This is a genomic window from Cellulomonas sp. HD19AZ1, from assembly GCF_004535805.1.
Lineage (GTDB): Bacteria > Actinomycetota > Actinomycetes > Actinomycetales > Cellulomonadaceae > Cellulomonas > Cellulomonas iranensis.
This window is the reverse complement of sequence record NZ_SPHX01000001.1, coordinates 613,342-634,717: the sequence shown is the minus strand read 5'-3', so window position 1 is coordinate 634,717 and position 21,376 is coordinate 613,342. Positions and strand designations below refer to the sequence as shown.

At 73.8% G+C, this 21,376-nt stretch carries 23 protein-coding genes; 11 read left to right on the top strand and 12 right to left on the bottom strand.

Going from position 1 to position 21,376, the window contains the following annotated elements:
- Positions 1-34 precede the first annotated feature (34 nt).
- The 5 genes from E4A51_RS02900 to E4A51_RS02880 all read left to right on the top strand — a co-directional run bounded on the left by E4A51_RS02900 (position 35) and on the right by E4A51_RS02880 (position 5,098).
- Positions 35-682 carry a heme-copper oxidase subunit III gene (locus tag E4A51_RS02900; RefSeq protein ID WP_046528569.1) on the top strand — a complete coding sequence of 216 codons (648 nt, stop codon included), beginning with the start codon at positions 35-37 and terminating at the stop codon, positions 680-682.
- Between the two features lie 72 nt (positions 683-754).
- Complete coding sequence (locus E4A51_RS02895) at positions 755-1,540, top strand: c-type cytochrome (RefSeq protein WP_070320056.1); 786 nt, start codon at positions 755-757, stop codon at positions 1,538-1,540.
- Complete coding sequence (locus tag E4A51_RS02890) at positions 1,537-2,595, top strand: ubiquinol-cytochrome c reductase iron-sulfur subunit (RefSeq protein WP_052748227.1); 1,059 nt, start codon at positions 1,537-1,539, stop codon at positions 2,593-2,595. Before E4A51_RS02895 ends, E4A51_RS02890 begins: the two co-directional genes overlap by 4 nt.
- On the top strand, positions 2,592-4,346 hold the full coding sequence (locus E4A51_RS02885; RefSeq protein ID WP_046528571.1) for a ubiquinol-cytochrome c reductase cytochrome b subunit: 1,755 nt from the start codon (positions 2,592-2,594) through the stop codon (positions 4,344-4,346). The genes E4A51_RS02890 and E4A51_RS02885 overlap by 4 nt, the downstream gene beginning before the upstream one ends.
- Before the next feature lie 122 nt (positions 4,347-4,468).
- On the top strand, positions 4,469-5,098 hold the full coding sequence (locus E4A51_RS02880) for a superoxide dismutase (RefSeq protein WP_046528572.1): 630 nt from the start codon (positions 4,469-4,471) through the stop codon (positions 5,096-5,098).
- A 79-nt stretch (positions 5,099-5,177) separates the two neighbouring features.
- Here E4A51_RS02880 and E4A51_RS18200 read toward each other — a convergent pair whose 3' ends face one another.
- The 4 genes from E4A51_RS18200 to coxB form a co-directional block, all read right to left on the bottom strand.
- Complete coding sequence (locus E4A51_RS18200) at positions 5,178-5,930, bottom strand: VOC family protein (RefSeq protein ID WP_206119936.1); 753 nt, start codon at positions 5,928-5,930, stop codon at positions 5,178-5,180.
- A 176-nt stretch (positions 5,931-6,106) separates the two neighbouring features.
- On the bottom strand, positions 6,107-6,505 hold the full coding sequence (locus E4A51_RS02870; protein WP_046528573.1) for a cytochrome c oxidase subunit 4: 399 nt from the start codon (positions 6,503-6,505) through the stop codon (positions 6,107-6,109).
- Entirely contained in the window at positions 6,502-8,325 is a 1,824-nt protein-coding gene (ctaD, locus tag E4A51_RS02865) for a cytochrome c oxidase subunit I (protein WP_046528574.1), read from the bottom strand. Before ctaD ends, E4A51_RS02870 begins: the two co-directional genes overlap by 4 nt.
- Positions 8,325-9,194 carry a cytochrome c oxidase subunit II gene (coxB, locus tag E4A51_RS02860; protein ID WP_070320055.1) on the bottom strand — a complete coding sequence of 290 codons (870 nt, stop codon included), beginning with the start codon at positions 9,192-9,194 and terminating at the stop codon, positions 8,325-8,327. The genes ctaD and coxB overlap by 1 nt, the downstream gene beginning before the upstream one ends.
- Positions 9,195-9,401: 207 nt before the next feature.
- Between coxB and E4A51_RS02855 the strand changes: the two genes are divergently transcribed.
- Positions 9,402-10,550 (top strand): aminotransferase class V-fold PLP-dependent enzyme, encoded by a 1,149-nt coding sequence (locus E4A51_RS02855; RefSeq protein WP_370297441.1) that lies wholly within the window; start codon positions 9,402-9,404, stop codon positions 10,548-10,550.
- 106 nt (positions 10,551-10,656) lie between these two features.
- Here the strand turns inward: E4A51_RS02855 and erpA are convergent, their stop codons facing one another.
- The gene (erpA, locus tag E4A51_RS02850) at positions 10,657-11,007 is read right to left on the bottom strand and encodes an iron-sulfur cluster insertion protein ErpA (protein ID WP_046528576.1); all 351 of its coding nucleotides are present in this window, start codon (positions 11,005-11,007) and stop codon (positions 10,657-10,659) included.
- A 129-nt stretch (positions 11,008-11,136) separates the two neighbouring features.
- The gene (locus E4A51_RS02845; RefSeq protein WP_307416994.1) at positions 11,137-12,348 is read right to left on the bottom strand and encodes a glycerate kinase; all 1,212 of its coding nucleotides are present in this window, start codon (positions 12,346-12,348) and stop codon (positions 11,137-11,139) included.
- Positions 12,349-12,433: 85 nt separating this feature from the next.
- Between E4A51_RS02845 and nadA the strand changes: the two genes are divergently transcribed.
- The 3 genes from nadA to E4A51_RS02830 all read left to right on the top strand — a co-directional run bounded on the left by nadA (position 12,434) and on the right by E4A51_RS02830 (position 14,859).
- Entirely contained in the window at positions 12,434-13,630 is a 1,197-nt protein-coding gene (nadA, locus tag E4A51_RS02840) for a quinolinate synthase NadA (RefSeq protein ID WP_134850806.1), read from the top strand.
- Between the two features lie 47 nt (positions 13,631-13,677).
- Positions 13,678-14,277, top strand: a complete 600-nt coding sequence (locus E4A51_RS02835; RefSeq protein ID WP_134850805.1) for a DJ-1/PfpI family protein — start codon at positions 13,678-13,680, stop codon at positions 14,275-14,277.
- 63 nt (positions 14,278-14,340) lie between these two features.
- Positions 14,341-14,859: a thioesterase family protein gene (locus E4A51_RS02830; protein ID WP_134850902.1), complete on the top strand. Its 519-nt coding sequence runs from the start codon at positions 14,341-14,343 to the stop codon at positions 14,857-14,859.
- Between the two features lie 27 nt (positions 14,860-14,886).
- Here E4A51_RS02830 and E4A51_RS02825 read toward each other — a convergent pair whose 3' ends face one another.
- Entirely contained in the window at positions 14,887-16,281 is a 1,395-nt protein-coding gene (locus E4A51_RS02825) for a dipeptidase (protein ID WP_070320888.1), read from the bottom strand.
- A gap of 32 nt (positions 16,282-16,313) precedes the next feature.
- Here E4A51_RS02825 and E4A51_RS02820 point away from each other — a divergent pair, with 32 nt between their 5' ends.
- Positions 16,314-16,916 carry a DUF3043 domain-containing protein gene (locus E4A51_RS02820; protein WP_134850804.1) on the top strand — a complete coding sequence of 201 codons (603 nt, stop codon included), beginning with the start codon at positions 16,314-16,316 and terminating at the stop codon, positions 16,914-16,916.
- 94 nt (positions 16,917-17,010) lie between these two features.
- On the opposite strand, the gene E4A51_RS02815 is transcribed toward E4A51_RS02820, so the two are convergent.
- The 3 genes from E4A51_RS02815 to E4A51_RS18845 are packed head-to-tail and all read right to left on the bottom strand — an operon-like array spanning position 17,011 to position 18,571.
- Positions 17,011-17,757 carry a hypothetical protein gene (locus tag E4A51_RS02815; protein WP_134850803.1) on the bottom strand — a complete coding sequence of 249 codons (747 nt, stop codon included), beginning with the start codon at positions 17,755-17,757 and terminating at the stop codon, positions 17,011-17,013.
- Positions 17,758-17,798: 41 nt separating this feature from the next.
- Complete coding sequence (locus tag E4A51_RS02810) at positions 17,799-18,440, bottom strand: YitT family protein (RefSeq protein WP_046528581.1); 642 nt, start codon at positions 18,438-18,440, stop codon at positions 17,799-17,801.
- On the bottom strand, positions 18,437-18,571 hold the full coding sequence (locus E4A51_RS18845) for a hypothetical protein (RefSeq protein ID WP_255430521.1): 135 nt from the start codon (positions 18,569-18,571) through the stop codon (positions 18,437-18,439). The genes E4A51_RS02810 and E4A51_RS18845 overlap by 4 nt, the downstream gene beginning before the upstream one ends.
- Before the next feature lie 61 nt (positions 18,572-18,632).
- On the opposite strand from E4A51_RS18845, the gene E4A51_RS02805 reads away from it, so the two are divergent.
- Entirely contained in the window at positions 18,633-20,081 is a 1,449-nt protein-coding gene (locus E4A51_RS02805) for a PLP-dependent aminotransferase family protein (protein ID WP_240696350.1), read from the top strand.
- A gap of 27 nt (positions 20,082-20,108) precedes the next feature.
- Here the strand turns inward: E4A51_RS02805 and E4A51_RS02800 are convergent, their stop codons facing one another.
- Positions 20,109-20,324, bottom strand: coding sequence for a hypothetical protein (locus E4A51_RS02800; RefSeq protein ID WP_046528582.1), 216 nt, complete (start codon positions 20,322-20,324; stop codon positions 20,109-20,111).
- Positions 20,321-21,373 carry a quinone-dependent dihydroorotate dehydrogenase gene (locus E4A51_RS02795; RefSeq protein WP_134850801.1) on the bottom strand — a complete coding sequence of 351 codons (1,053 nt, stop codon included), beginning with the start codon at positions 21,371-21,373 and terminating at the stop codon, positions 20,321-20,323. Before E4A51_RS02795 ends, E4A51_RS02800 begins: the two co-directional genes overlap by 4 nt.
- Positions 21,374-21,376 lie beyond the last annotated feature (3 nt).

Here is a 21,376-nt window from a genome sequence, read left to right as displayed (position 1 = left end):
TCGAACGACCCATGCGCGGCGCTCGTCAGCCATAATGACGAGCGTGTCGACCGCAACGGCTGCCTCGCGCCCAGTCCCCCACGTGACCGTCAACCGGCCCAACCCGGTGACGGTCGGCACGATCGTGTGGCTCGCCAGCGAGCTCATGTTCTTCGCCGGCCTCTTCGCCATGTACTTCACGGTGCGTGCGGCGGTCCCCGAGGAGTGGGCCGTCCAGACGGAGAAGCTCAACCTCACGTTCGCGTTCGCCAACACGACGATCCTGGTGCTGTCGTCGGTGACGTGCCAGATGGGCGTGTGGGCCGCCGAGCGGCTGCAGCCGGTCCGCAGCGGGTCGATCGTGCAGTTCTGGCGCTGGGGCATGAACGAGTGGATGACCCTGACGTACGTCATGGGCGCGGTCTTCATCGGCGGCCAGATCTTCGAGTACGCCGAGCTCGTCGAGCACGGCCTGACGATCTCGTCGTCGCCGTACGGCTCGGTGTTCTACCTGGCGACCGGCTTCCACGGCCTCCACGTGGTCGGCGGCCTCATCGCCTTCCTCTTCCTGCTCGGCCGCTCGTTCGCCGCCAAGCGGTTCGGCCACCACGAGGAGACGACCGCGATCGTCACCTCGATCTACTGGCACTTCGTCGACGTCGTGTGGATCGCGCTCTTCGCCATCATCTACCTCGTCCGATGACGCCGGCGGCCGCTCGGCGGCCGCCACCCCGCCCCCTTCCGTACCCCCGACACGCGAGACGAGGACCGATCCGTGAAGGCACTCGCAGCCCGCAGACACGACCGGCGTGCGCCGGTCGTGCTGCTCCTGCTGGCGCTGCTGCTCACCGGCGCGCTGTACGCCGTCCTGGCACCGACCGCCGCCGACGCCGCCCCCGCGGCGCCGACGGCGGACCAGGTCGAGACCGGTGAGAAGCTGTTCCAGGCCAACTGCGCGACCTGCCACGGGCCCGACGCCACCGGCACCGACGCCGTGCCGTCGCTGGTCGGCGTGGGCGCCGCGGCCGTCGACTTCCAGGTCGGCACGGGCCGCATGCCCATGCAGATGAACGGCCCGCAGGCGCAGGCGAAGCCCGCGCAGTTCGACGAGGAGCAGATCGCCGCCCTCGCCGCGTACGTCGCGTCGCTGGGCCCCGGGCCCGCGGTGCCCTCGGAGAAGCAGGTCGACCCCGCCCTCGGCGACCCCGCCAACGGCATGGCCCTGTTCCGCACCAACTGCGCGATGTGCCACAACGCCGTCGGCGCCGGCGGTGCGCTGTCGCAGGGCAAGTTCGCGCCGAACCTGTGGGAGACGTCGCCGACGCACCTCTACGAGGCCATGGCGACCGGCCCGCAGAACATGCCCGTCTTCAACGACGCGACGCTCACGCCGGACGAGAAGCGCGACATCATCGCGTACCTCGACCTGCAGGGCGACGAGGCACCCGGCGGCATCGGCCTCGGGAGCCTCGGCCCCGTCAGCGAGGGCCTGTGGGCCTGGGTCGTCGGCATGGGTCTGCTCATCGGAGCAGCAGTCTGGATCGGAGCGAGGTCCTCGTGAGCACCACCCACGACCACGGCCACGACGAGCTCGAGCCCCGCGACACCGCGGGCTCCGACCTCGCGCTGCGCCAGGGCGACGACGCGGTCGACAAGTTCGAGAACCCGGGCTTCGGCCCGCACCGCCCACGCCGCTCGGACGTCGAGCCCGAGGCGAACAAGCGTGCCGAGCGCCAGGTCGTCGCGCTCTTCACGATCTCGATCCTCGGCACGATCGGCTTCGTCGCCGCGTACTTCGCGCTGCCCCCGGGCGAGACCATCGCCTCGATGCGCGTCTCCAACCTCGCGCTCGGGCTCGGGCTCGCGTTCGCGCTCCTCGGCATCGGGCTCGCGGCCGTCCACTGGGCGAAGTCGCTCATGAACGACCACGAGAAGGCCGAGGACCGCCACGCGCAGCGCAGCTCGGACCAGACCCGCGCCGAGGCCGTCGCCGCCCTCAAGGAGGGCGCGCAGGACTCCGCGATCGGACGGCGCGGCGTGCTCAAGGGCGCGCTCGTGTCCTCGCTCGCGCTGTTCCCGCTGACGATCGCCCTGCCGCTGATCGGCGAGGTCGGCGAGGACTGGAACGTCTCGAAGTTCAAGCGCACCATGTGGGCACGGAACAAGAAGCTCACGATCGACCCGACGGGTCGACCCATCAAGGCCTCGGACGTGACGATCGGCTCGGTCGTCCACGTGATCCCCGAGGGCCTGCACGAGACCGAGGCCCCGCTCGACGAGAAGGCCAAGGCCGTCGTCCTGCTGGTGCGGCTCGACCCGCGCGACATCAAGTCCGAGCAGGGCGAGGGCTGGTCGTACGACGGGATCGTCGCGTTCTCCAAGATCTGCACGCACGTCGGCTGCCCCGTGGCGCTCTACGAGCAGCACACGCACCACCTGCTGTGCCCGTGCCACCAGAGCACGTTCGACGTGGCCGACGGCGCCAAGGTCGTCTTCGGTCCCGCCAAGCGGCCGCTGCCCCAGCTGCCGATCACCGTCGACGACGAGGGCTACCTGGTGGCGCAGAGCGACTTCCACGAGCCCATCGGACCGAGCTTCTGGGAGCGGCTGCGATGAGCACCACCACCAGCGCACCGACCGGCGCCGGCAAGGCCGCCGCGAAGACCGCCGACTACCTCGACCAGCGCACCGGCATCGGGACCGCGGTCAAGGAGTTCGCGCGCAAGATCTTCCCCGACCACTGGTCGTTCCTGCTCGGGGAGATCGCGCTCTACAGCTTCGTCACGCTGCTCATCTCGGGCGTGTTCCTCACGATGTTCTTCGTGCCGAGCATGACCGAGGTGCACTACGACGGCCCGTGGCCGGCGATGCAGGGCGTCGAGATGTCCGAGGCGTACGCCTCGACGCTGCGACTGTCGTTCGAGGTCACCGGCGGTCTGCTCATGCGGCAGATCCACCACTGGGCCGCGCTCATCTTCATGGCGGCGATCGTCACGCACATGATGCGCGTGTTCTTCACGGGCGCGTTCCGCAAGCCCCGCGAGCTCAACTGGGTCGTCGGCTTCGTGCTGCTGATCCTGGGCCTCGCCGCCGGGTTCTCGGGCTACTCGCTCCCCGACGACGTGCTCTCGGGCAACGGCCTGCGCATCACCGACGGCGTCGTGCGGTCCATCCCGATCCTGGGCAGCTACCTGTCGTACTTCATCTTCGGCGGAGAGTTCCCGGGGCACGACATCATCCCGCGCCTGTTCACCGTGCACATCCTGCTCGTGCCCGGTCTGATCCTCGCGCTCATCGGCCTGCACCTGTTCTTCGTCGTGCTCCACAAGCACACGCAGTACCCGGGCTCGGGCCGCACCAACGCGAACGTCGTGGGCTACCCGCTGTTCCCCGTGTACGTCGCGAAGGCCGGCGGCTACTTCTTCATCGTCTTCGGCGTCATCGCGCTCATGGGCGCGACCATGTCGATCAACCCGGTGTGGAACTACGGGCCGTACGACCCGTCCCCCGTGTCAGCGGGCGCACAACCCGACTGGTACATGCTCTTCCTCGAGGGGTCGCTGCGACTCATGCCGGGGCAGACGGAGTACGTGCTGTTCGGGCCCGACGGGTGGACCCTGTCGCTGAACGTCCTCATCCCGGCGGTCGTGGTGCCGGGCGTGCTGTTCACGCTGCTCGCCCTGTACCCGTTCGTCGAGTCGTTCGCGACCGGTGACAAGCGCGAGCACCACGTGCTCGACCGCCCCCGCAACCGGCCCTTCCGGACCGCGTTCGGCGTCTCGCTCCTCACGGCGTTCTTCATCCTGGTGCTCGCGGGGTCGAACGACCTCATCGCGACGCACTTCCACATGTCGATCAACGACATCACGTGGGTGTTCCGGTTCCTGCTGTTCCTCGGGCCGTGGGCGGCGTTCGCCGTCACCAAGCGGATCTGCCTGGGCCTGCAGCGCAAGGACCGCGAGCTGGTGCTGCACGGGCACGAGACCGGTCAGATCGTGCGGTTCGCGTCGGGCGAGTACATCGAGGTGCACAAGCCCCTCGACGCGCACGAGCGGTGGCTCCGCGTGCAGCACGACGCGATCCGCCCCGTCGAGATCGAGCCGGCCGAGGACTCGCGCGGCGTACGCCGCAAGGGCTACCGGCTGGACCGCATGCGTCAGCGCCTGTCGCAGGTCTTCTACGAGGACCGCGTCGAGCCCGTGACGCCCGCGCAGCTGGCCGCGTCGCACTCGCACGGCGAGCACGACGCGCTCGGCTCCGACCAGGAGAAGGCGCCCGCACAGCTGCTCGGCGAGTCCGCCCCCACGGGTGGCGGCCGCCGGCTGCGCTCGGAGGATGAGACGACCGCCGACGGGCGGAACAGCTGATCCTGGACGAGAGTTGACCTGAGCGACGACCGTTCGCGGTGTCCGGCCGACGTGGCCGGGCACCGCGACGGCGTTTCCGGGCGGGTGCGAGCACCCGCCACCCGACGCAGGAGAGGTAAGAGATGGCTGACTACACGCTCCCGGATCTGCCGTACGACTACGCGGCGCTCGAGCCGCACATCTCCGGCAGGATCATGGAGCTGCACCACGACAAGCACCACGCCGCGTACGTGACCGGCGCCAACACGGCGCTCGAGAAGCTCGCCGCGGCCCGTGAGTCGGGCGACTTCGCGGCGGTGAACCTGCACGAGAAGAACCTCGCGTTCAACCTCGGTGGGCACGTCAACCACTCGGTGTTCTGGCAGAACCTCTCCCCGGACGGTGGCGACAAGCCGACCGGCGAGCTCGCCGCCGCGATCGACGAGTTCTTCGGGTCGTTCGACGCGTTCCAGAAGCACTTCGCCGCGAACGCGGTCGGCATCCAGGGCTCCGGCTGGTCCATCCTCGGGTGGGACTCGGTGGGCCAGAAGCTCGCGATCTTCCAGCTGTACGACCAGCAGGGCAACATCCCCCTCGGCCTGACGCCGATCGTGGTCCTCGACATGTGGGAGCACGCGTTCTACCTCGACTACGTCAACGTCAAGGCGGACTACGTCAAGGCGTGGTGGAACATCGTGAGCTGGGCCGACGCCGAGAAGCGCTTCACGGCAGCCCGCTCGCAGACGTCCGGGCTGATCGTGCCCTCGCTCTGACGCGCTGACCGTCCCGACGGCCGCTCACCGGCGTGGTGGGCGGCCGTCGTGCTGTCCCGGCGCGGCGGGGTCGGGACAGTCAGGCCTCGGCCAGCGGCCGCACGCCGACGATCCAGCCGGGATCCAGCGGCCCCGCGCACCGCCATCGTCCCGCGGTCGCGCCCGCACGCTCTGCCGTTCTCTGCTCCCCGCACCGCGTCGCGAGGCCGGCGTCGATCTCGACCGCGACGAGCGCCGTCGTCGCACCCGTGGCGGAACGCTCCCCCGCGGCGACCCGCTCCGCCACGGCGAGGAGGTCGTCCGCGTCGCAGACCGGGATCGTCTCCCCCGGGTCCGACGCGCCGGCTCTCGCCGGCCGCTCGTCGTGCGCGTCGACGTCGACGCGGGCGAGCAGCGCCTCGAGCGCGGCGGCGGGCATGACGTGCCAGACGCGCGCCGGGACCGGCGCCGCCGCCAGCGCCGAGCGCTGCGACGCGCCCCACCCGCCCGCCTGGTCGACGACGAGGCACAGCTCGTTGCCCTCCGGGTCGCGCAGCACGACGTAGCCGTCGCCCCGCGCGTCGAGCTCGCGGTGACCCGTCGGCACGGCACCGAGGGCGCGGGCACGCGCGAGGGCCCACCGGACGTCCTGCGCCTCGACGTCGAGGTGCAGCCGGTTCTTGTGCGACTGCTTGCCCTCCGGGACCCGCTGGAAGGCGAGGCGGACGCCGTCGGTCTCGAGCACCGCCCACCCGTCGTGCACGAGCGCCCACGGGGCGTCCAGCAGCGCGCCCCAGAACGCCGCGAGGTGTGACGGGTCCTGGCAGTCGACGACGAGCTCCTGGATGCGCACGGGGCGAGGCTAGCGAGACCGTCCGACATCGCCCCGTCCGACATCGCACCGTCCGACATCGCACCGCACGCCGCGACGACCCCGCTGCGCCCGTGTGGGCGTGCGTGGGAGCAGACGCAGGAGGGGCGCACCACCGGTCCGGTGGTGCGCCCCTCCTGGCGGTCGAACGCTGCGCGTCAGTGCGCGTGCTGCCCGCGCGAGAACTCGAAGAGCCAGCCCACGAGCCCGATCGCGGCGAGCGCGACGGCGGGCACCATCAGCCACCAGCCGACGGCGAGCGCGAGGAACGCGATCGAGGCCGCGAGGCCGACGACGAGGGGCCACCAGCTCCACGGGCTGAACGTGCCCTGGTTGCCGGCACCCTGCTCGATCTCGCCGAGCTCGTCGTCCTCGGGCCGCTGGCCGATGCGACGCGCCAGGAGCGCGAAGTAGCCGCCGATCATGCCGACCAGGCCGCCGGTCAGCGGGATGCTGACGGTCCCGACCGGCTCGCCGCCGCTCCAGAACCCGTAGATGAGCCCGACGGGGACGAAGAACAGGATCCCGTACAGGAAGAGCTGGGCCTCGATCTTCATCGGTCGTCCTCCTCACGGCGCCGGTCGACGTCCTCCTGGTCGTGCTCGAGCACCGTCGTGGACGACTGGTGCTCCTCGCCCGAGCCGTTCGCGATCCGCTCCTCGGCGAGCTCGCGCTCACCCGTGCGCTGCGGCGCCCAGTCGAGCGGGCCCGGGTCGTCGGGCTCGACGTGGTCGAGCGCGGCGACCTCGGGGTGGTGCAGGTCGAACGCGGGACGCTCCGAGCGGATGCGGGGCAGCGACGTGAAGTTGTGCCGCGGCGGCGGGCAGCTCGTCGCCCACTCGAGCGAGCCGCCGTAGCCCCACGGGTCGTCGACCGTGACCTTGGGCGCGTGGCGCCACGTCACGTAGACGTTCCAGAGGAAGGGCAGCGTCGAGGCCGCGAGGATCACCGAGCCGACGGTGGAGAGCTGGTTCATCCACGTGAAGCCGTCCGCCGGCGAGTAGTCCGCGTAGCGGCGCGGCATGCCGATGACGCCCAGCCAGTGCTGCACGAGGAACGTCATGTGGAAGCCCACGAACAGGACCCAGAAGTGGATCTTGCCCAGGCGCTCGTCGAGCATGCGACCGGTGAACTTGGGCCACCAGAAGTAGAAGCCCGCGAACATCGCGAACACGACCGTGCCGAACACCACGTAGTGGAAGTGGGCGACGACGAAGTACGTGTCGGACAGGTGGAAGTCGAGCGCCGGGCTGGACAGGATGACGCCCGTCAGGCCACCGAAGAGGAAGGTCACGAGGAAGCCGATGGTCCACAGCATCGGCGTCTCGAACGTGAGCTTGCCGCGCCACATCGTGCCGATCCAGTTGAAGAACTTCACACCGGTCGGCACCGCGATGAGCATCGTCATGAACGAGAAGAACGGCAGCAGCACCGCACCCGTGACGTACATGTGGTGCGCCCACACGGTGACGGACAGGGCCGCGATCGCGACCGTCGCGTACACCAGTCCCTTGTAGCCGAAGATCGGCTTGCGGCTGAACACCGGCAGGATCTCGGTGACGATGCCGAAGAACGGCAGCGCGATGATGTAGACCTCGGGGTGCCCGAAGAACCAGAACAGGTGCTGCCAGAGCAGCGCACCGCCGTTGTCGGGGTTGAACACCTGGGCGCCGAGGCGCCGGTCGGCGCCGAGCGCGAACAGCGCGGCGGCCAGCGGCGGGAACGCCATGAGGACCAGCAGCGACGTCACCAGGATGTTCCAGGTGAAGATCGGCATCCGGAACATCGTCATGCCGGGCGCACGCATCGTGACGACCGTGGTGATGAAGTTGACGGCACCCAGGATCGTGCCGAAGCCGGTGAGCGCGAGCCCGAAGACCCACAGGTCGCCGCCGAGCCCCGGCGAGTACATCTGGTTGGACAACGGCGCGTAGGCGAACCACCCGAACGACGCGGCACCCTGCGGCGTGAGGAAACCCGCCGCCGCGATGAGGCCGCCGAACAGGTACAGCCAGTACGCGAACATGTTGAGACGCGGGAACGCGACGTCGGGCGCACCGATCTGCAGCGGCAGGATGATGTTGGCGAAGCCCGCGAACAACGGCGTCGCGAACAGCAGCAGCATGATCGTGCCGTGCATCGTGAACGCCTGGTTGTACTGCTCCTTGGACTGGAACAGGTCCATGCCGGGCGCGAACAGCTCGGCGCGGATGAGCAGCGCCAGGATCCCGCCGATCGCGAACCACACGAACGACGTGATCAGGTACATGTACCCGATCGTCTTGTGGTCGGTGGAGGTGATCCACTTCACGACCGTCCGGCCGAGCGTCTGGCGACGCGGCGCCAGCCCCGGGATGACCTCGGTGTGGGCAGCCATCAGTCCTCGCCCTTCGCCACGTCGTTCAGGTCCTGCTGCCGGCTGTACTCGAGGCCGAGCGCTCCGGTCTGGCCGCGGTCGCGCAGCTCCTCCATGTGGGCGTCGTACTCCTCCTGCGAGACCACGGCGACGTTGAACAGCATCGACGAGTGCTCCTCGCCGCACAGCTCGGCGCACTTGCCGGCGTAGAAGCCCTCACGCGTCGGCGTGACCTGGAACGTGTTGGTCCGGCCCGGGATCATGTCGAGCTTGTAGAGGAACTCGGGGATCCAGAACGAGTGGATGACGTCGCGCGAGTCCAGCGTGAACTCCACGCGCTCGTTGACCGGCAGGTACAGCGTGACCTGGTCGCCGAGCACCGACGCGTCGGAACCGATGTCCTGCGCGTGCTGACCCGTCTCGTAGACGTCCTCGTCGAGGTAGTTGAAGTCCCAGCTCCACTGCTTGCCGATGACCTGGATGTTCACGTCCGGCTCGGCCGACGTGTCCGTCAGCGCGGTCGTGTCCCGGTTGGTGTAGTAGAAGAGCACCCCGACCATGATGATCGGCAGCAGGATGTACATGACCTCGAGCGGCACGTGGTAGCGCAGCTGGACCGGCAGCGTGTCGTCGTCCTTGCGCTTGCGGTACACCGCGACGCACCACAGGATCAGGCCCCACGTGATGGCGCCGACGATGAGGGCGGCGATCCACGACCCGACCCAGAGCGAGACGACACGACCGGTGTGGTCGGTGACCTCCTGGTCGGAGTGGCCGGGGAGCCAGCCTCGCTGGACCGCTTCGGAGCAGCCGCTGAGCACGAGCACGGCGGCCGTGGCCACCACGGCGGCGACGGTGCGCCGGGTGCGGCGGGGGGAAACCGGGTGCACGGGGGACCTTCCACTCGACGTCCCGCCGGGTGCCGCCCGCAGAGGGCGCACGCGGTCTGGGACCTTCGTCCTCGACCCGAGCAGCCTAGCGCGCCGTGGCGCCGCTCACGTGCCGTGTCGCGCGTTTGACGACGTGGTGTCAGCACCGTCACACCGCGTGCACGCCACGTGGAGGTCCTGCGCGCGCCCCGCGGCTACCGTGCACGCGTGGCCACTCCCCCCGCCCCGCCGGTCCGCGCGGTGCTCGACGTCGCCGGGCACGCACCGCTGCGCGCCGCCGCCCGCACCGCGTTCGTCGAGGCGCTCGACCAGGGCTGGGCCGACCCGCGACGGCTGCACGCCGAGGGCCGTCGCGCACGGCTGCTGCTCGACGGCGCGCGCGAGGCGCTGGCCGCGGGGCTCGGCGCACGCACCGAGGAGGTCGACCTCGTCGCGTCGCACACGCTCGCGCTGCACAACGCGGTGCGCTCCGTCGCACGGGGCCGGCGGCGCGCGGGCGCCGACGTCGTCGTCGGCGCCGTCGAGCGCGCCGCCGTGCACCACGCCGCCGACTTCGTGACGTCCGGCGCCGGCGGCGCGGTCCGGACCGTCGACGTCGACGTGCACGGGCGCGTCGACGCCGACGCGTTCGTCGCGGCCGCCGCGGGGCCGGTCGCGCTCGCGGCGCTCCAGCACGCCAACGGCGAGGTCGGCACGCTCCAGCCCGTGACCGCCGTCCACGAGCGGCTGCGCACCGCGGGCGTCCCGCTGCTGGTCGACGTCGGCGCGAGCGCGGGCCACGTCCCCGTGGGCGCGGCCGGGGACGTGCTGGTCGCCGACGCGGGCGACTGGGGCGGACCACCCCTCGGGGTCGTCGTGACGCGGCGCGGCGTGCGCCGCAGCCCGGACTGGCCGGACGACGACGACCGGTGGTCGCCCGGCGGCGTCGTCGTGCCGGCCGCGCTCGCCGCCGCCGTCGCGCTCCAGGAGGCGCAGGCCGGTGCGGCGGCCGCGGACGCGCACCGGCGCGCGCTCGTGGACCTCGTGCGCCGCCGCGTCGCCGCCGAGGTCCCGGACGTCCAGGTCGTCGGCGACCCCGTGGACCGGCTGCCGCACGTCGTGACGTTCTCGTGCCTGTACGTCGACGGCGAGGCGATCGTCGACCGGCTCGACCGCGCGGGCTTCGGCGTCGGCTCGGGCTCGGCCTGCACGTCGAGCACGCTGGAGCCCAGCCACGTGCTGGTCGCGATGGGCGTGCTCACGCAGGGCAACGTGCGGCTCGCGCTCCCCCACGACGTCGACGCCGCGGCCGTGCGCCGGTTCTGCGACGTCCTGCCGCGCGCCGTGGCCGACGTGCGGGCCGCGCTGGGCGCGTGACGGGCCCGGCGCACCGAGGGCGGCCGACGCCGCGGGGACGAGACGCCCGGGTACGCCGCGAGCCCGCACCCTCACGGGTACGGGCTCGCGGGTCGAGCGCTGCGGGTCAGCCGAACGAGCCGCCGCACGCGCAGGAGCTGCCCGCGTTGGGGTTGTCGATCGTGAAGCCCTGCTTCTCGATCGTGTCCGCGAAGTCGATCGTCGCGCCCTCGAGGTACGGGACGCTCATGCGGTCCACGACGACCTCGACGCCGTCGTAGTCGCGCGTCGCGTCCCCGTCGAGCAGGCGCTCGTCGAAGTACAGCTGGTAGATCAGGCCCGAGCAGCCGCCGGGCTGCACCGCGACGCGCAGGCGCAGGTCGTCGCGCCCCTCCTGCTCGAGCAGGCTGCGCACCTTGTCGGCCGCCACGTCGGTGAGCTGGACGCCGTGCGTCGCGGTCTGCGTGGTCTCGCTCATGTCACTCCCGGGTTCGCCAGAACGGTCCTCGTCGTCGCCAACACCGATGACCGGGCCGTTGTTCCCGACCAGCGTACGCCCCGTCGAGCTCGCGACGAGGGCCCCGCGAGGACGGCCCGCCGGGCCCGCTCAGGACCCGTGCGCGGGCGACCAGGTGCGCGCCACCCGCGCCGCGCGGGCGCGCAGCGACCCGACCGGGTCCGCGAGCGCGGCAGGGACGTCGCGCGGGTCGTCGGCGACCGCGTAGGCGGCCGTCACGCCCGCGGCCGACAGCTCGCGCCGCCCGACCTGCACCTCGCCCGACACGACGACCGTCGGGACCGCGAGCGGCAGCGCGCGCGCCGCGACCTCGGCGACGACCTTGCCGTGCAGGGACTGCCAGTCGGTGCGTCCCTCGCCCGTGACCACCAGGTCGTGGCGGGCGATGCGCCCGGGCAGGTCGACCGCGTCGGCGACGAGCGAGGCGCCCGGCAGCAGCCGCGCGCCGAGCAGCGCGAGCGCGAAGCCGACGCCGCCGGCGGCACCCGCGCCGGGCAGGCCGGTGAGCCGGGCGGCGCGCACGTCGGGGCCGCCGCCGAGCAGGTCGGCCCCCGGGCCCGTGCGCACCGGACCCAGCGCGGTGGTCGCGGCGTGCGCGAACGCGCCGAGGGCGCGCTCGAGCGCCTGCGCCTGCTCCGGCGTCGCGCCCTTCTGCTGCGAGAAACCCGCCGACGCGCCCTGCAGGCCGAGCAGCGGCACGTCGACGTCGACGGCCGCGAGCAGGTCGACGTCCCGCAGCGCGGCGCGCAGGTCGGGCAGCCACGCGAGGTCGTCGGCGGTGACCTCGCCCAGACCGCCGCCGCCCGCGGCGAGCAGCGCGGCGACGCGCTCGGCCACCGCGCCGGGCGGCAGCAGCGCGGTCGCGAGCCCGAGCAGCAGACCCGCGCCCGCGTCGTTGGTCGCCGAGCCCCCCAGGCCCACGACCACGCGGCGCGCGCCGCGCAGCGCCGCGGCGACGAGCTCCCCCGCGCCGCGGCTCGTCGTGCGCGTGGGGTCGCGGCGGTCGTCGGGCACGAGGTCGAGGCCGAGCGCGTGCGCGGACTCGACGTGCACGGTCGTCCCGACGCGCAGCAGCGCGGCCGGCACCGGGGCGCCGAGCGGTGACGTGACGGTGACCGGCTCGACGTCGCCGCCCAGGCTCGCGTGCAGCGTCGCGACGAACCCGGGGCCGCCGTCGGCGAGCGGGCAGACGTCCACGACGTCGTGCGGCGCCCCCGCGCGCCAGCCGTCGCGCAGCGCGTCGGCGGCCTGCGCCGGGGTCAGTCGGGTGCCGAAGCCGTCGGGAGCCATGAGGACGCGCACGCGACGATCGTGGCACGCCGGTGCGGCCGTCCCGGCACGCGCGACGTGCACGGGCGGCCGGCGGGCGCTGTGGGATCATGCCGCCGTGACGACGACCACAGGCACGTTCACCGAGCCCGCACCGTCCGCGCTGCTGCTGCTGGGCCGCGGGGTGGACCTGGCGTCCGAGCGCGGCGTCGAGTGCGTCGGCGCTCTCCCGGCCCCGGGCGACCCGGCGCTGGTCGAACGCGCCCGCGCGGCGCGCGTCGCGCTGGGCGACCGGGCGTTCGTGCTGGGCCACCACTACCAGCGCGACGAGGTCATCGCGTTCGCGGACGTCACGGGCGACTCGTTCAAACTCGCGCGCGAGGCGGCCGCGCGACCCGACGCGGAGTTCGTCGTCTTCTGCGGCGTGCACTTCATGGCCGAGTCGGCCGACATCCTCACGTCGGACGCGCAGCAGGTCGTGCTGCCCGACCTGGCCGCGGGGTGCTCGATGGCCGACATGGCCGCGATCGACCAGGTCGAGGACGCGTGGGACGTGCTCGTCGACGCGGGCGTCGCCGAGGACACCGTCCCCGTGACCTACATGAACTCGACGGCGGCCATCAAGGCGTTCACCGGCCGGCACGGCGGCACGGTCTGCACGTCGTCCAACGCGCACGTCGCGCTGCGGTGGGCGTTCGACCGCGTCGGCGGCGTCGACGGGCACGGCAAGGTCCTGTTCATGCCGGACCAGCACCTGGGCCGCAACACCGCGGTGCAGGCGCTCGGGCTGTCGCTCGACGACTGCGTCGTGTTCGACCCCCGCAGGCCGGGCGGCGGGCTCACGGCGCAGCAGCTGCGTGACGCGCGCATGATCCTGTGGCGCGGGCACTGCTCGGTGCACGGCCGGTTCTCGGCGCGCAACGTCGCCGACGTCCGTGCGGCGGTGCCGGACGTGACCGTGCTCGTGCACCCCGAGTGCAAGCACGAGGTCGTCACGGCGGCCGACATGGTCGGTTCGACCGAGTACATCATCAAGGCTCTCGACGCGGCCGAGCCCGGGTCGTCGTGGGCGATCGGCACCGAGCTCAACCTGGTGCGGCGCCTGGCGCAGCAGCACCCGGAGCTCACGGTGCACTACCTCGACTCGACGGTGTGCTTCTGCTCGACCATGAACCGCATCGACCTGCCGCACCTCGTGTGGGCGCTCGAGGAGCTCGTCGCCGGGCGGGTGCCGAACCGCATCGTCGTCGACCCGGACGACGCGCACTGGGCGCGCGTCGCGCTCGACCAGATGCTCGCGCTGCCCGGCCACTGACCCACCACGCAGCACGCCCGAGACACCCGACCGACCAGGAGGACGCCGTGACCGCACCCCGACCGCCGCGCGTCGGCATCCTGCTGTTCGACGGCGTGGAGGAGCTCGACGCCGTCGGGCCGTGGGAGGTGCTCGCGCAGTGGGCGAGGCACGGTGCGCTCGGCGCCGAGGTGGTGACGTTCTCGCTCGACGGCGCCCCCGTGCGCTGCGCGAAGGGCATGGAGATCACGCCCACCACCCGCGCGTCCGACGTCGGCCCGCTCGACGCCCTGGTGCACCCCGGCGGCCCGGACGCGCGGCGGCTCATGACGGACGACGCGCACCTCGCGTGGCTGCGGTCCGCCGCGGCGGCGACACCGCTCGTGGCGAGCGTGTGCACGGGTGCGCTCGTGCTCGCCGCCGCGGGCCTGCTGACCGGGCGGCCCGCGACGACGCACCACGGCGCGCTCGGCGAGCTCGCCGCCACCGACCCGACCGTCGACGTGCGCAGCGGCGTGCGGTTCGTCGACGACGGCGACGTCGTGACGTCGGCGGGCGTCACGGCCGGCATCGACCTCGCGCTGCACCTCGTCGCCCGGCTCGACTCCCCCGCCGCCGCGGACGGCGTCCGGTGGGGCATCGAGCACGTCGTCCCCGCACCCGCCTGAGGGATCCTCGGCCGGCCGCACGACCGACGCGCGCCGGTCGGTAGGGTCCTGCGCGTGTCACGGATGATCCAGCTGCTGCTCGCCACGACCCGCCCCCGCCGCGCGGTGCCGGGCATGGACCTGCTCGACGACTCGGTGACGCACCTGCGGGTGCGCCCCGGCGACCTCGACCTGTACCGGCACGTCAACAACGGCGTGTACCTGCAGTACATGGACGTCGCGCGGTCGAACCTCCTCGCCGACCTGGGCGCGTTCGGGCGCCTGGCCCGGCGCGGCTGGTACCCCGTGGTCGCGGCGTCGACGGTGAAGTACCGCCGCTCGCTGACGCTCGGGCAGCGGTTCACCGTGACGACGCGGGTCATGGGCTGGGACGAGCGCGTCGTCTACCTCGAGCAGGTCATGGGCCGCGGTGAGCAGCACGTCGCGCGCGGCTGGGTCGCCGGGCGGTTCCTGTCACGTGCGGGCGACCGGATCGCGCCCGTCGACGTCGTCGAGCTGATCGACGGCGCGCCGCGCGAGGGCCCCGCGCTGCCCCCCGACGTCGCGGCCTGGGCCCGCGCGGTGGACGTCGCCCACCGCTGAGCCCGGGCCGCGACGCGGCGCCGTCGGTCAGCCGCGCGGCGCCAGGACCTCGAGCAGCAGCGCCTCGGCGAGCACGACCCGCTCGAGCTCGCCGAGGTGCACCGACTCGTCGGCGCCGTGCGCGCGCGAGTCGGGGTCCTCGACGCCCGTGACGAGGATCGCGGCGTCCGGGTAGACGTCCAGCAGGTCGCTGATGAACGGGATCGAGCCGCCGATGCCGATGTCGACGGGCGGCGTGCCCCACGACGCGCCCATCGCCCAACGCGCGGCGCGCATGCCCGCGGAGTCGCGCGGCGCCTGGAACGGACGACCCTCCTCGCCGTCGCGGAACGACACGCGCGCACCGAACGGCGCGTGCGCGAGCAGGTGCTCCTGCAGCGCGGCCGTCGCGGCGGCCGGGTCCTGGCCGGGAGCCACGCGCACCGACAGCTTCACCGACGCGCGCGGCGTGACGACGTTGTACGCACCGGCGACGGGCGGCGCGTCGAAGCCGATGACGGCGATCGCGGGCCGCGTCCACAGGCGTGCCGTGAGGGGGCCCGTGCCGGCGAGCCGGACGCCGGGCAGCACGCTCGCGTCGGCGCGCAGGTCGTCCTCGTCGTAGTCGACCTCGGGGTCGTCGGCGTGCACGAGCCCCGCGACGGCGACGTCGCCCGCGTCGTCGTGCAGCGTGGCGACCAGGCGCGACATCAGCGTGACGGCGTCCAGCACGGGACCTCCGAACATGCCGGAGTGCACCGCGTGGTCGAGCACCTCGAGGTCGACCACGAGGTCGACGAGGCCGCGCAGCGACGTCGTCAGCCCCGGGACGCCGACCTTCCAGTTCGACGAGTCCGCGACCACGATCACGTCGGCCGCCAGGAGCTCGCGGTGCGCGTGCAGGAAGTCGACGAACGTCGGCGACCCGACCTCCTCCTCGCCCTCGACGAACACCGTCACCCCGACGCCCAGCTCGTCGCCGAGCGCGCGCAGCGCGCCCACGTGCGCGACGACGCCCGCCTTGTCGTCGGCGGCGCCGCGGCCGAACAGCCGGTCGCCGCGCTGCGTCGGCTCGAACGGCGGCGTCGACCAGTGCGCCTCGTCGCCGGGGGGCTGCACGTCGTGGTGCGCGTAGAGCAGGACCGTCGGGGCACCGGCGGGGGCGGGGCGGCGCGCGACGACGGCGGGGGCGCCCGCGGTGCCGTCCGCGCCCGTCACGCGCAGCACGTCGACCTGCGGCATGCCCGCGTCGCGCAGCAGCTGCGCGACCGCGGCGGCCGAGGCCTCGACGTGCGCACGGTCGAACGCCTCGTTCGACACGCTGGGGATGCGCACGAGCGCCTCGAGGTCGGCGCGCACGTCGGCGAACTGGGACGCGACGCGCGCCCGCAGGGCGGCGACGCGCTCGTCGGAGGGGGTGGGGACGGCGTCGGTGGTGGTCACGCCCCACGACGCTACTCGACTACCCTGGCGTCGTGTTCGGACGCAAGCAGGACCCCCCGCCGACCGTCGACGCCCCCGTCGTCGAGGAGCCGCCGAAGCCCGGGACCACGGGAAAGGGCCGGCCGACGCCGTCGCGCAAGGAGGCCGAGGCGCGCAACAAGCGCCCCCTCGTGCCCGCCGACCGGCGCGCCGCCGCGAAGGACGCGCGCGCGAAGCAGCGCGTGCAGCGCGAGCTCGAGTACCAGGCGATGCGCACGGGCGACGAGCGGCACATGCCGCTGCGCGACAAGGGCCCGGTGCGCCGGTACGTGCGCGACTACGTCGACGCGCGCTGGAACCTGGGAGAGCTGTTCCTGCCGATCGCGGCGGTGATGCTGGTCATCCAGTTCGCGACGGCACGGACGGCGTCGGTCGTGGCGTTCGCGTCGCTCCTGCTGCTGTACGTCTACATCATGGCCTCGCTCGCCGACGCCTGGCTCATGTGGCGGGGACTCAGGAAGCGGCTCGTGGCGAAGTTCGGGGAGTCGGGCCTGCCGCCGCGCGGGCTGGCGATGTACGCGGTGCTGCGCGCGTTCCAGGTGCGCCCGTCGCGCCTGCCGAAGCCGCAGGTCAAGCACGGGCAGCGCCCGTCCTGACGTCGCCGCGCGGGTCCGGAGGACGCGGCACCCGCACGGCCCCGGCGCCCCCACGCCGCGCCGGCGTCTGCACCGCCCGGTGGCGGGCGGCGCCTCAGGCCCCGCAGGCGCGCACGACCTGCAGCAGCACGAACCCGACGACGAGGAACGGCAGGACCCGCCGGTAGGTGCCGCCGGGCGCCTGCTGCTGGGGCCGCGGACGCTGCGGCGTCGACGTGGCCGGGCCGCTGACGGGCACCCACCGGCTGTCGGGCGTGAGCACGTGGCCGTTGACGACCTCGCCGACTCGGTAGGTGCGGCGCGGGGCGCCGCCCCCGGAGGTCGTCCGGGACTGGGCGGAGGCCTGCTGCTGCGCCGCACGCTGAACCGCGGCACGCTCGGCCGCGGCACGGTCCGCGGCGGCCTGCTGCTCGGCGGCGCGCTGCTGCGCCGACGCCCGCTCGGCAGCCGCGCGACGCTCGGCCGCGGCCCGTTCGCTCGCCGCCCGCTGCTCGGCGGCCCGACGTGCGGCGCGCTCGGCCGCCGTGGCGTCGCCCCCGGGGGACGCGGCGGGACGTGACGTGCGGCCCCGGGTCCCGGTGGCGGCACGGTCGCGCACACGGTCGGCGAGCGGCACCCACTCCCCCTCGGGCGTCAGCACGTGCTCGTCGACGACGTCGCCGGCGACGTACGGCGCGACCGGCGTGCGTCGCAGCGGGACCCACCGCAGGTCGGCCGTCAGCATGTGCCCGTCGACGACGTCCCCCAGCCGGTACGGGGACCCCGCCGTGGGCGACACGCGGACCCACTCGCCCGACGCCGTGAGCTCGAAGCCGTCCACCACCGTGCCGACCGTGTGCATGTGCCTGGGTCCTCCTCGCCGCGTGCGCTGCCTGCGGCAGGCTACCGCCGCGCGGGCACGGTCAGGCGCGGCAGCAGCACGTGCACGAGCGGGCCGATGGCCAGCGCGTACGCGAGCGTCCCGAGCCCGACGGTGCCGCCGAGCGCCCAGCCGGCGGCGACCACGACGACCTCGATGCCGCCGCGGACGAGGCGCACGGGCGCGCCGGTGCGCGCCACGAGCCCGGTCATCAGGCCGTCGCGCGGGCCCGGTCCCAGGCGTGCGCCGACGTAGAGCGCCGTCGCGAGGCCGTTGAGCGCGATGCCGAGCACCAGCAGCAGGACACGCGCCGCGAGCGGCAGCGGGTCGGGCAGCAGGGCCGCGAGCGCGAGGAACGGGTCGACGAGCACACCGATGACGAGCACGTTGGCGACCGTCCCGGGACCGGGGCGCTGCCGCAGCGGCACCCAGCACGCGAGCACGACGAGCGACACCACGACCGTCACGGTGCCGAACGTCCAGCCGGTGACGCGCGTGAGGCCCTGCGAGAGCACGTCCCACGGCATGGCGCCGAGGTGGGCGCGCAGCAGGAGCGTGATGGACGCGGCGTAGAGCACGAGCCCGACGAGGAGCTGCGCCGTGCGCCGCCCGACCGCGTCGCGCCGCGCACCGGCGACGGTCGCGGCGTCGGCGGGCGCGCTCACGCGAGGCTCCCGGGCTCGACGTCGGTGCGGGGCGGCGGACGGTGGCCGAGGCCGTCGGCCCGGACCGTGCGCACCAGCGCGACGGCCCCACCGACCGCGGCCGCGGCGAGGAGAACGAGGAACACCCACATGGCCCCAGGATCGACGACTCTTGGCATTGCCTGCCATGGCCACTTCGCGCATAGTGGCCTCGTGGCGATCACCATCGACCGACGGATCAACGGCCAGCGCCTGCGCGTGCTGCTCGGCGCGTGGCACCGCCCCGGCCCCGCCTACCAGGCGCTGGCCGACGCGCTGCGCGCCCTGACCCGTTCGGGCGCGCTCCCGCTCGGTACACGCCTGCCCGGCGAGCGCGAGACCGCCGACGCGCTCGGCGTCTCCCGCACCACGGCGACCGCCGCCTACGACCTGCTGCGCGACGAGGGGTTCCTCGTGAGCCGGCGCGGCTCGGGCACGGTCACGACCCTGCCCCCCGGCAGCGGCGACCGCGCGCCGTCGAGCCTCGGCACGGTCGACGGCACGCTCGTCGACCTCACGGCCGCCGCCCCCGCCGCACCGCCGCGGCTCGCGACGGCGTGCGCCGCCGCCCTCGACCAGCTGCCCCGGCACCTCGCCGGCGCCGGCTACGCCCCCCTGGGCCTGCCGGCGCTGCGCGCCGCGGTCGCCGAGCGCTACACGCGCCGCGGCGTGCCGACGACCCCCGCCCAGGTGCTCGTGACGACGGGCGCGCAGCAGGCGATCCACCTGCTCACGGGCGCGCTCGCGGGCACGGGCGACCGGGTCGTCGTCGAGCACCCGACGTACCCGCACGCCGTCGACGCGGTGCGGGCCGCCGGTGCCCGCCCCGTACCGGTGCCCGTGACGCCGGCCGGCACCGACCTCGACCTGCTCGAGGCGACCGTCCGGCAGACCGCACCACGGCTGGCGTACCTCGTGCCGGACCATCACAACCCGACGGGCACGTCGCTCACGACCGAGGGCCGTGCGCGCGTCCGCGAGCTCGCACGCCGCACGCGCACCGTCGTGGTGGGCGACGAGACCCTCACGGACCTCACGATCGACGGAACGCAGCCGTCACCGTTCGCGGGCGACGGCCTCGCCGACCGCTACGTCGTGAGCGTCGGCTCCGCGTCGAAGTCGTTCTGGGGCGGTCTGCGCGTCGGCTGGGTGCGCGCCCACCCCGACCTCGTGGGCGCGCTCGCGCAGCGCCGCGCGCACGTCGACATCGCGACCTCGGTGCTCGACCAGCTCGTCACGACCGAGCTCCTCGCGTGCGCCGACGAGGTCCTCGTGCAGCGCCGCGCCGTGCTGCGCGAGCAGCGCGACGCCCTGCTCGCGACGCTCGCGCACGACCTGCCCCAGTGGCACGTGCCGGTGCCGGCCGGCGGGCTGTCCACGTGGGTCGACCTGGGCCGGCCCGTCGCGACGGCGCTGTCGGCGCTCGCGCACGGCCACGGCGTGCGGATCGCGCCCGGGACGGCGTTCGGCGTGGACGGCACGTTCGACGACCACCTGCGCGTGCCGTTCTCGCAGCCCGTCGAGGCGCTGCGGCGCGCCGTGGACGGGCTGACGGCGGCGTGGTCGGTGCTCGCGGGCACGCGGTCCGACCGCGTGGGGGTCGCCCAGCCCGCGCTGGTCTGAGCGGCCGGCGCGCCGCCGGCGACGGCCTCAGACCGTCGGCAGCTCGATCTCGGGCGGCAGGTCGCGCCCGTCGTGCTGGAGCACGGCGTGCCGCACCCCCTGGCCCGCGAGCGCGCGCCAGTGCTCGCCGAGCCACTGCTCGGCGTCGAACCGCACGAGGAACACCGGGCTGCCGGGCCGGTCGACGGCCTCGCCGTCGTCGCCCACGAGCCGCCACTGCCACCGGGGCCGCACGACCGTCACCGGACCTCCCGTGCCGTGGCGTCCGACGCGAGCGCACGCGCGACGCGCGCCGCGTAGAACGGCCCCTCGTAGATGAACGCCGTGTACGCCTGCACGAGCGTCGCGCCGACGGCGAGGTACTCGCGCGCGTCGGCCGCGCCGCTGACGCCGCCCACGCCCACGAGCACCGCGTCGGGGCCGAGGCGCGTCCGCAGGCGTGCGACGACGTCGAGGCCGCGCGCGAGCACGGGCGGCCCCGACAGGCCACCGGGTCCGAGGTCGTGCGCGATCGTCGTGTTGACGGCGACCACGCCGTCGAGCCCGAGCTCGGCCACCAGGTCGGCGACGGCGTCGACGTCGTCGTCGCTCAGGTCGGGCGCGATCTTGACGAGCACGGGCACCGCGGGCCGCGCGGCGCGCGTCGTCGCCTCGTCGGCGGCGACCCGCACGGCCTCCAGGACGGGCCGCAGCGCGTCGACCGCCTGCAGGTCGCGCAGGCCCGGCGTGTTCGGCGACGACACGTTCACGACGAGGTAGTCGGCGTACGGCGCGAGCCGCTCCGCGCTCGTCGCGTAGTCGGCGGCGGCGTCCTCGACGGGCGTCACCTTGGTCTTGCCGATGTTGACGCCGACGACCAGAGCCCGGCCGTACGGCGTCGCGCGCAGCCGCCTCAGCCTCTCGGCGACGGCCGCGGACCCCTGGTTGTTGAAGCCCATGCGGTTGCGCAGCGCGCGCTGCGGCAGGACGCGCCACAACCGGGGCTTGTCGTTGCCGGGCTGCGGGTGCGCGGTGACCGTGCCGACCTCGACGAACGCGAAGCCGAGCATCGCGAGCCCCTCGACCGCACGGGCGTCCTTGTCGAACCCCGCCGCGAGCCCGAACCGGCCGGGGAACGTGCGTCCCCACACCCGCACCGCACCGGCGCCGCCGCGCGGCACGCGCAGCACGCGCGAGACGACGTCGCGCAGCACGGGCACGCGGCCGACCGCGCCGATCAGCGCGAACGCCACCTCGTGCGCCCGCTCGGGGTCCATACGGCGGAAGACGAGGTCGAACAGCAGCCGGTACACGCG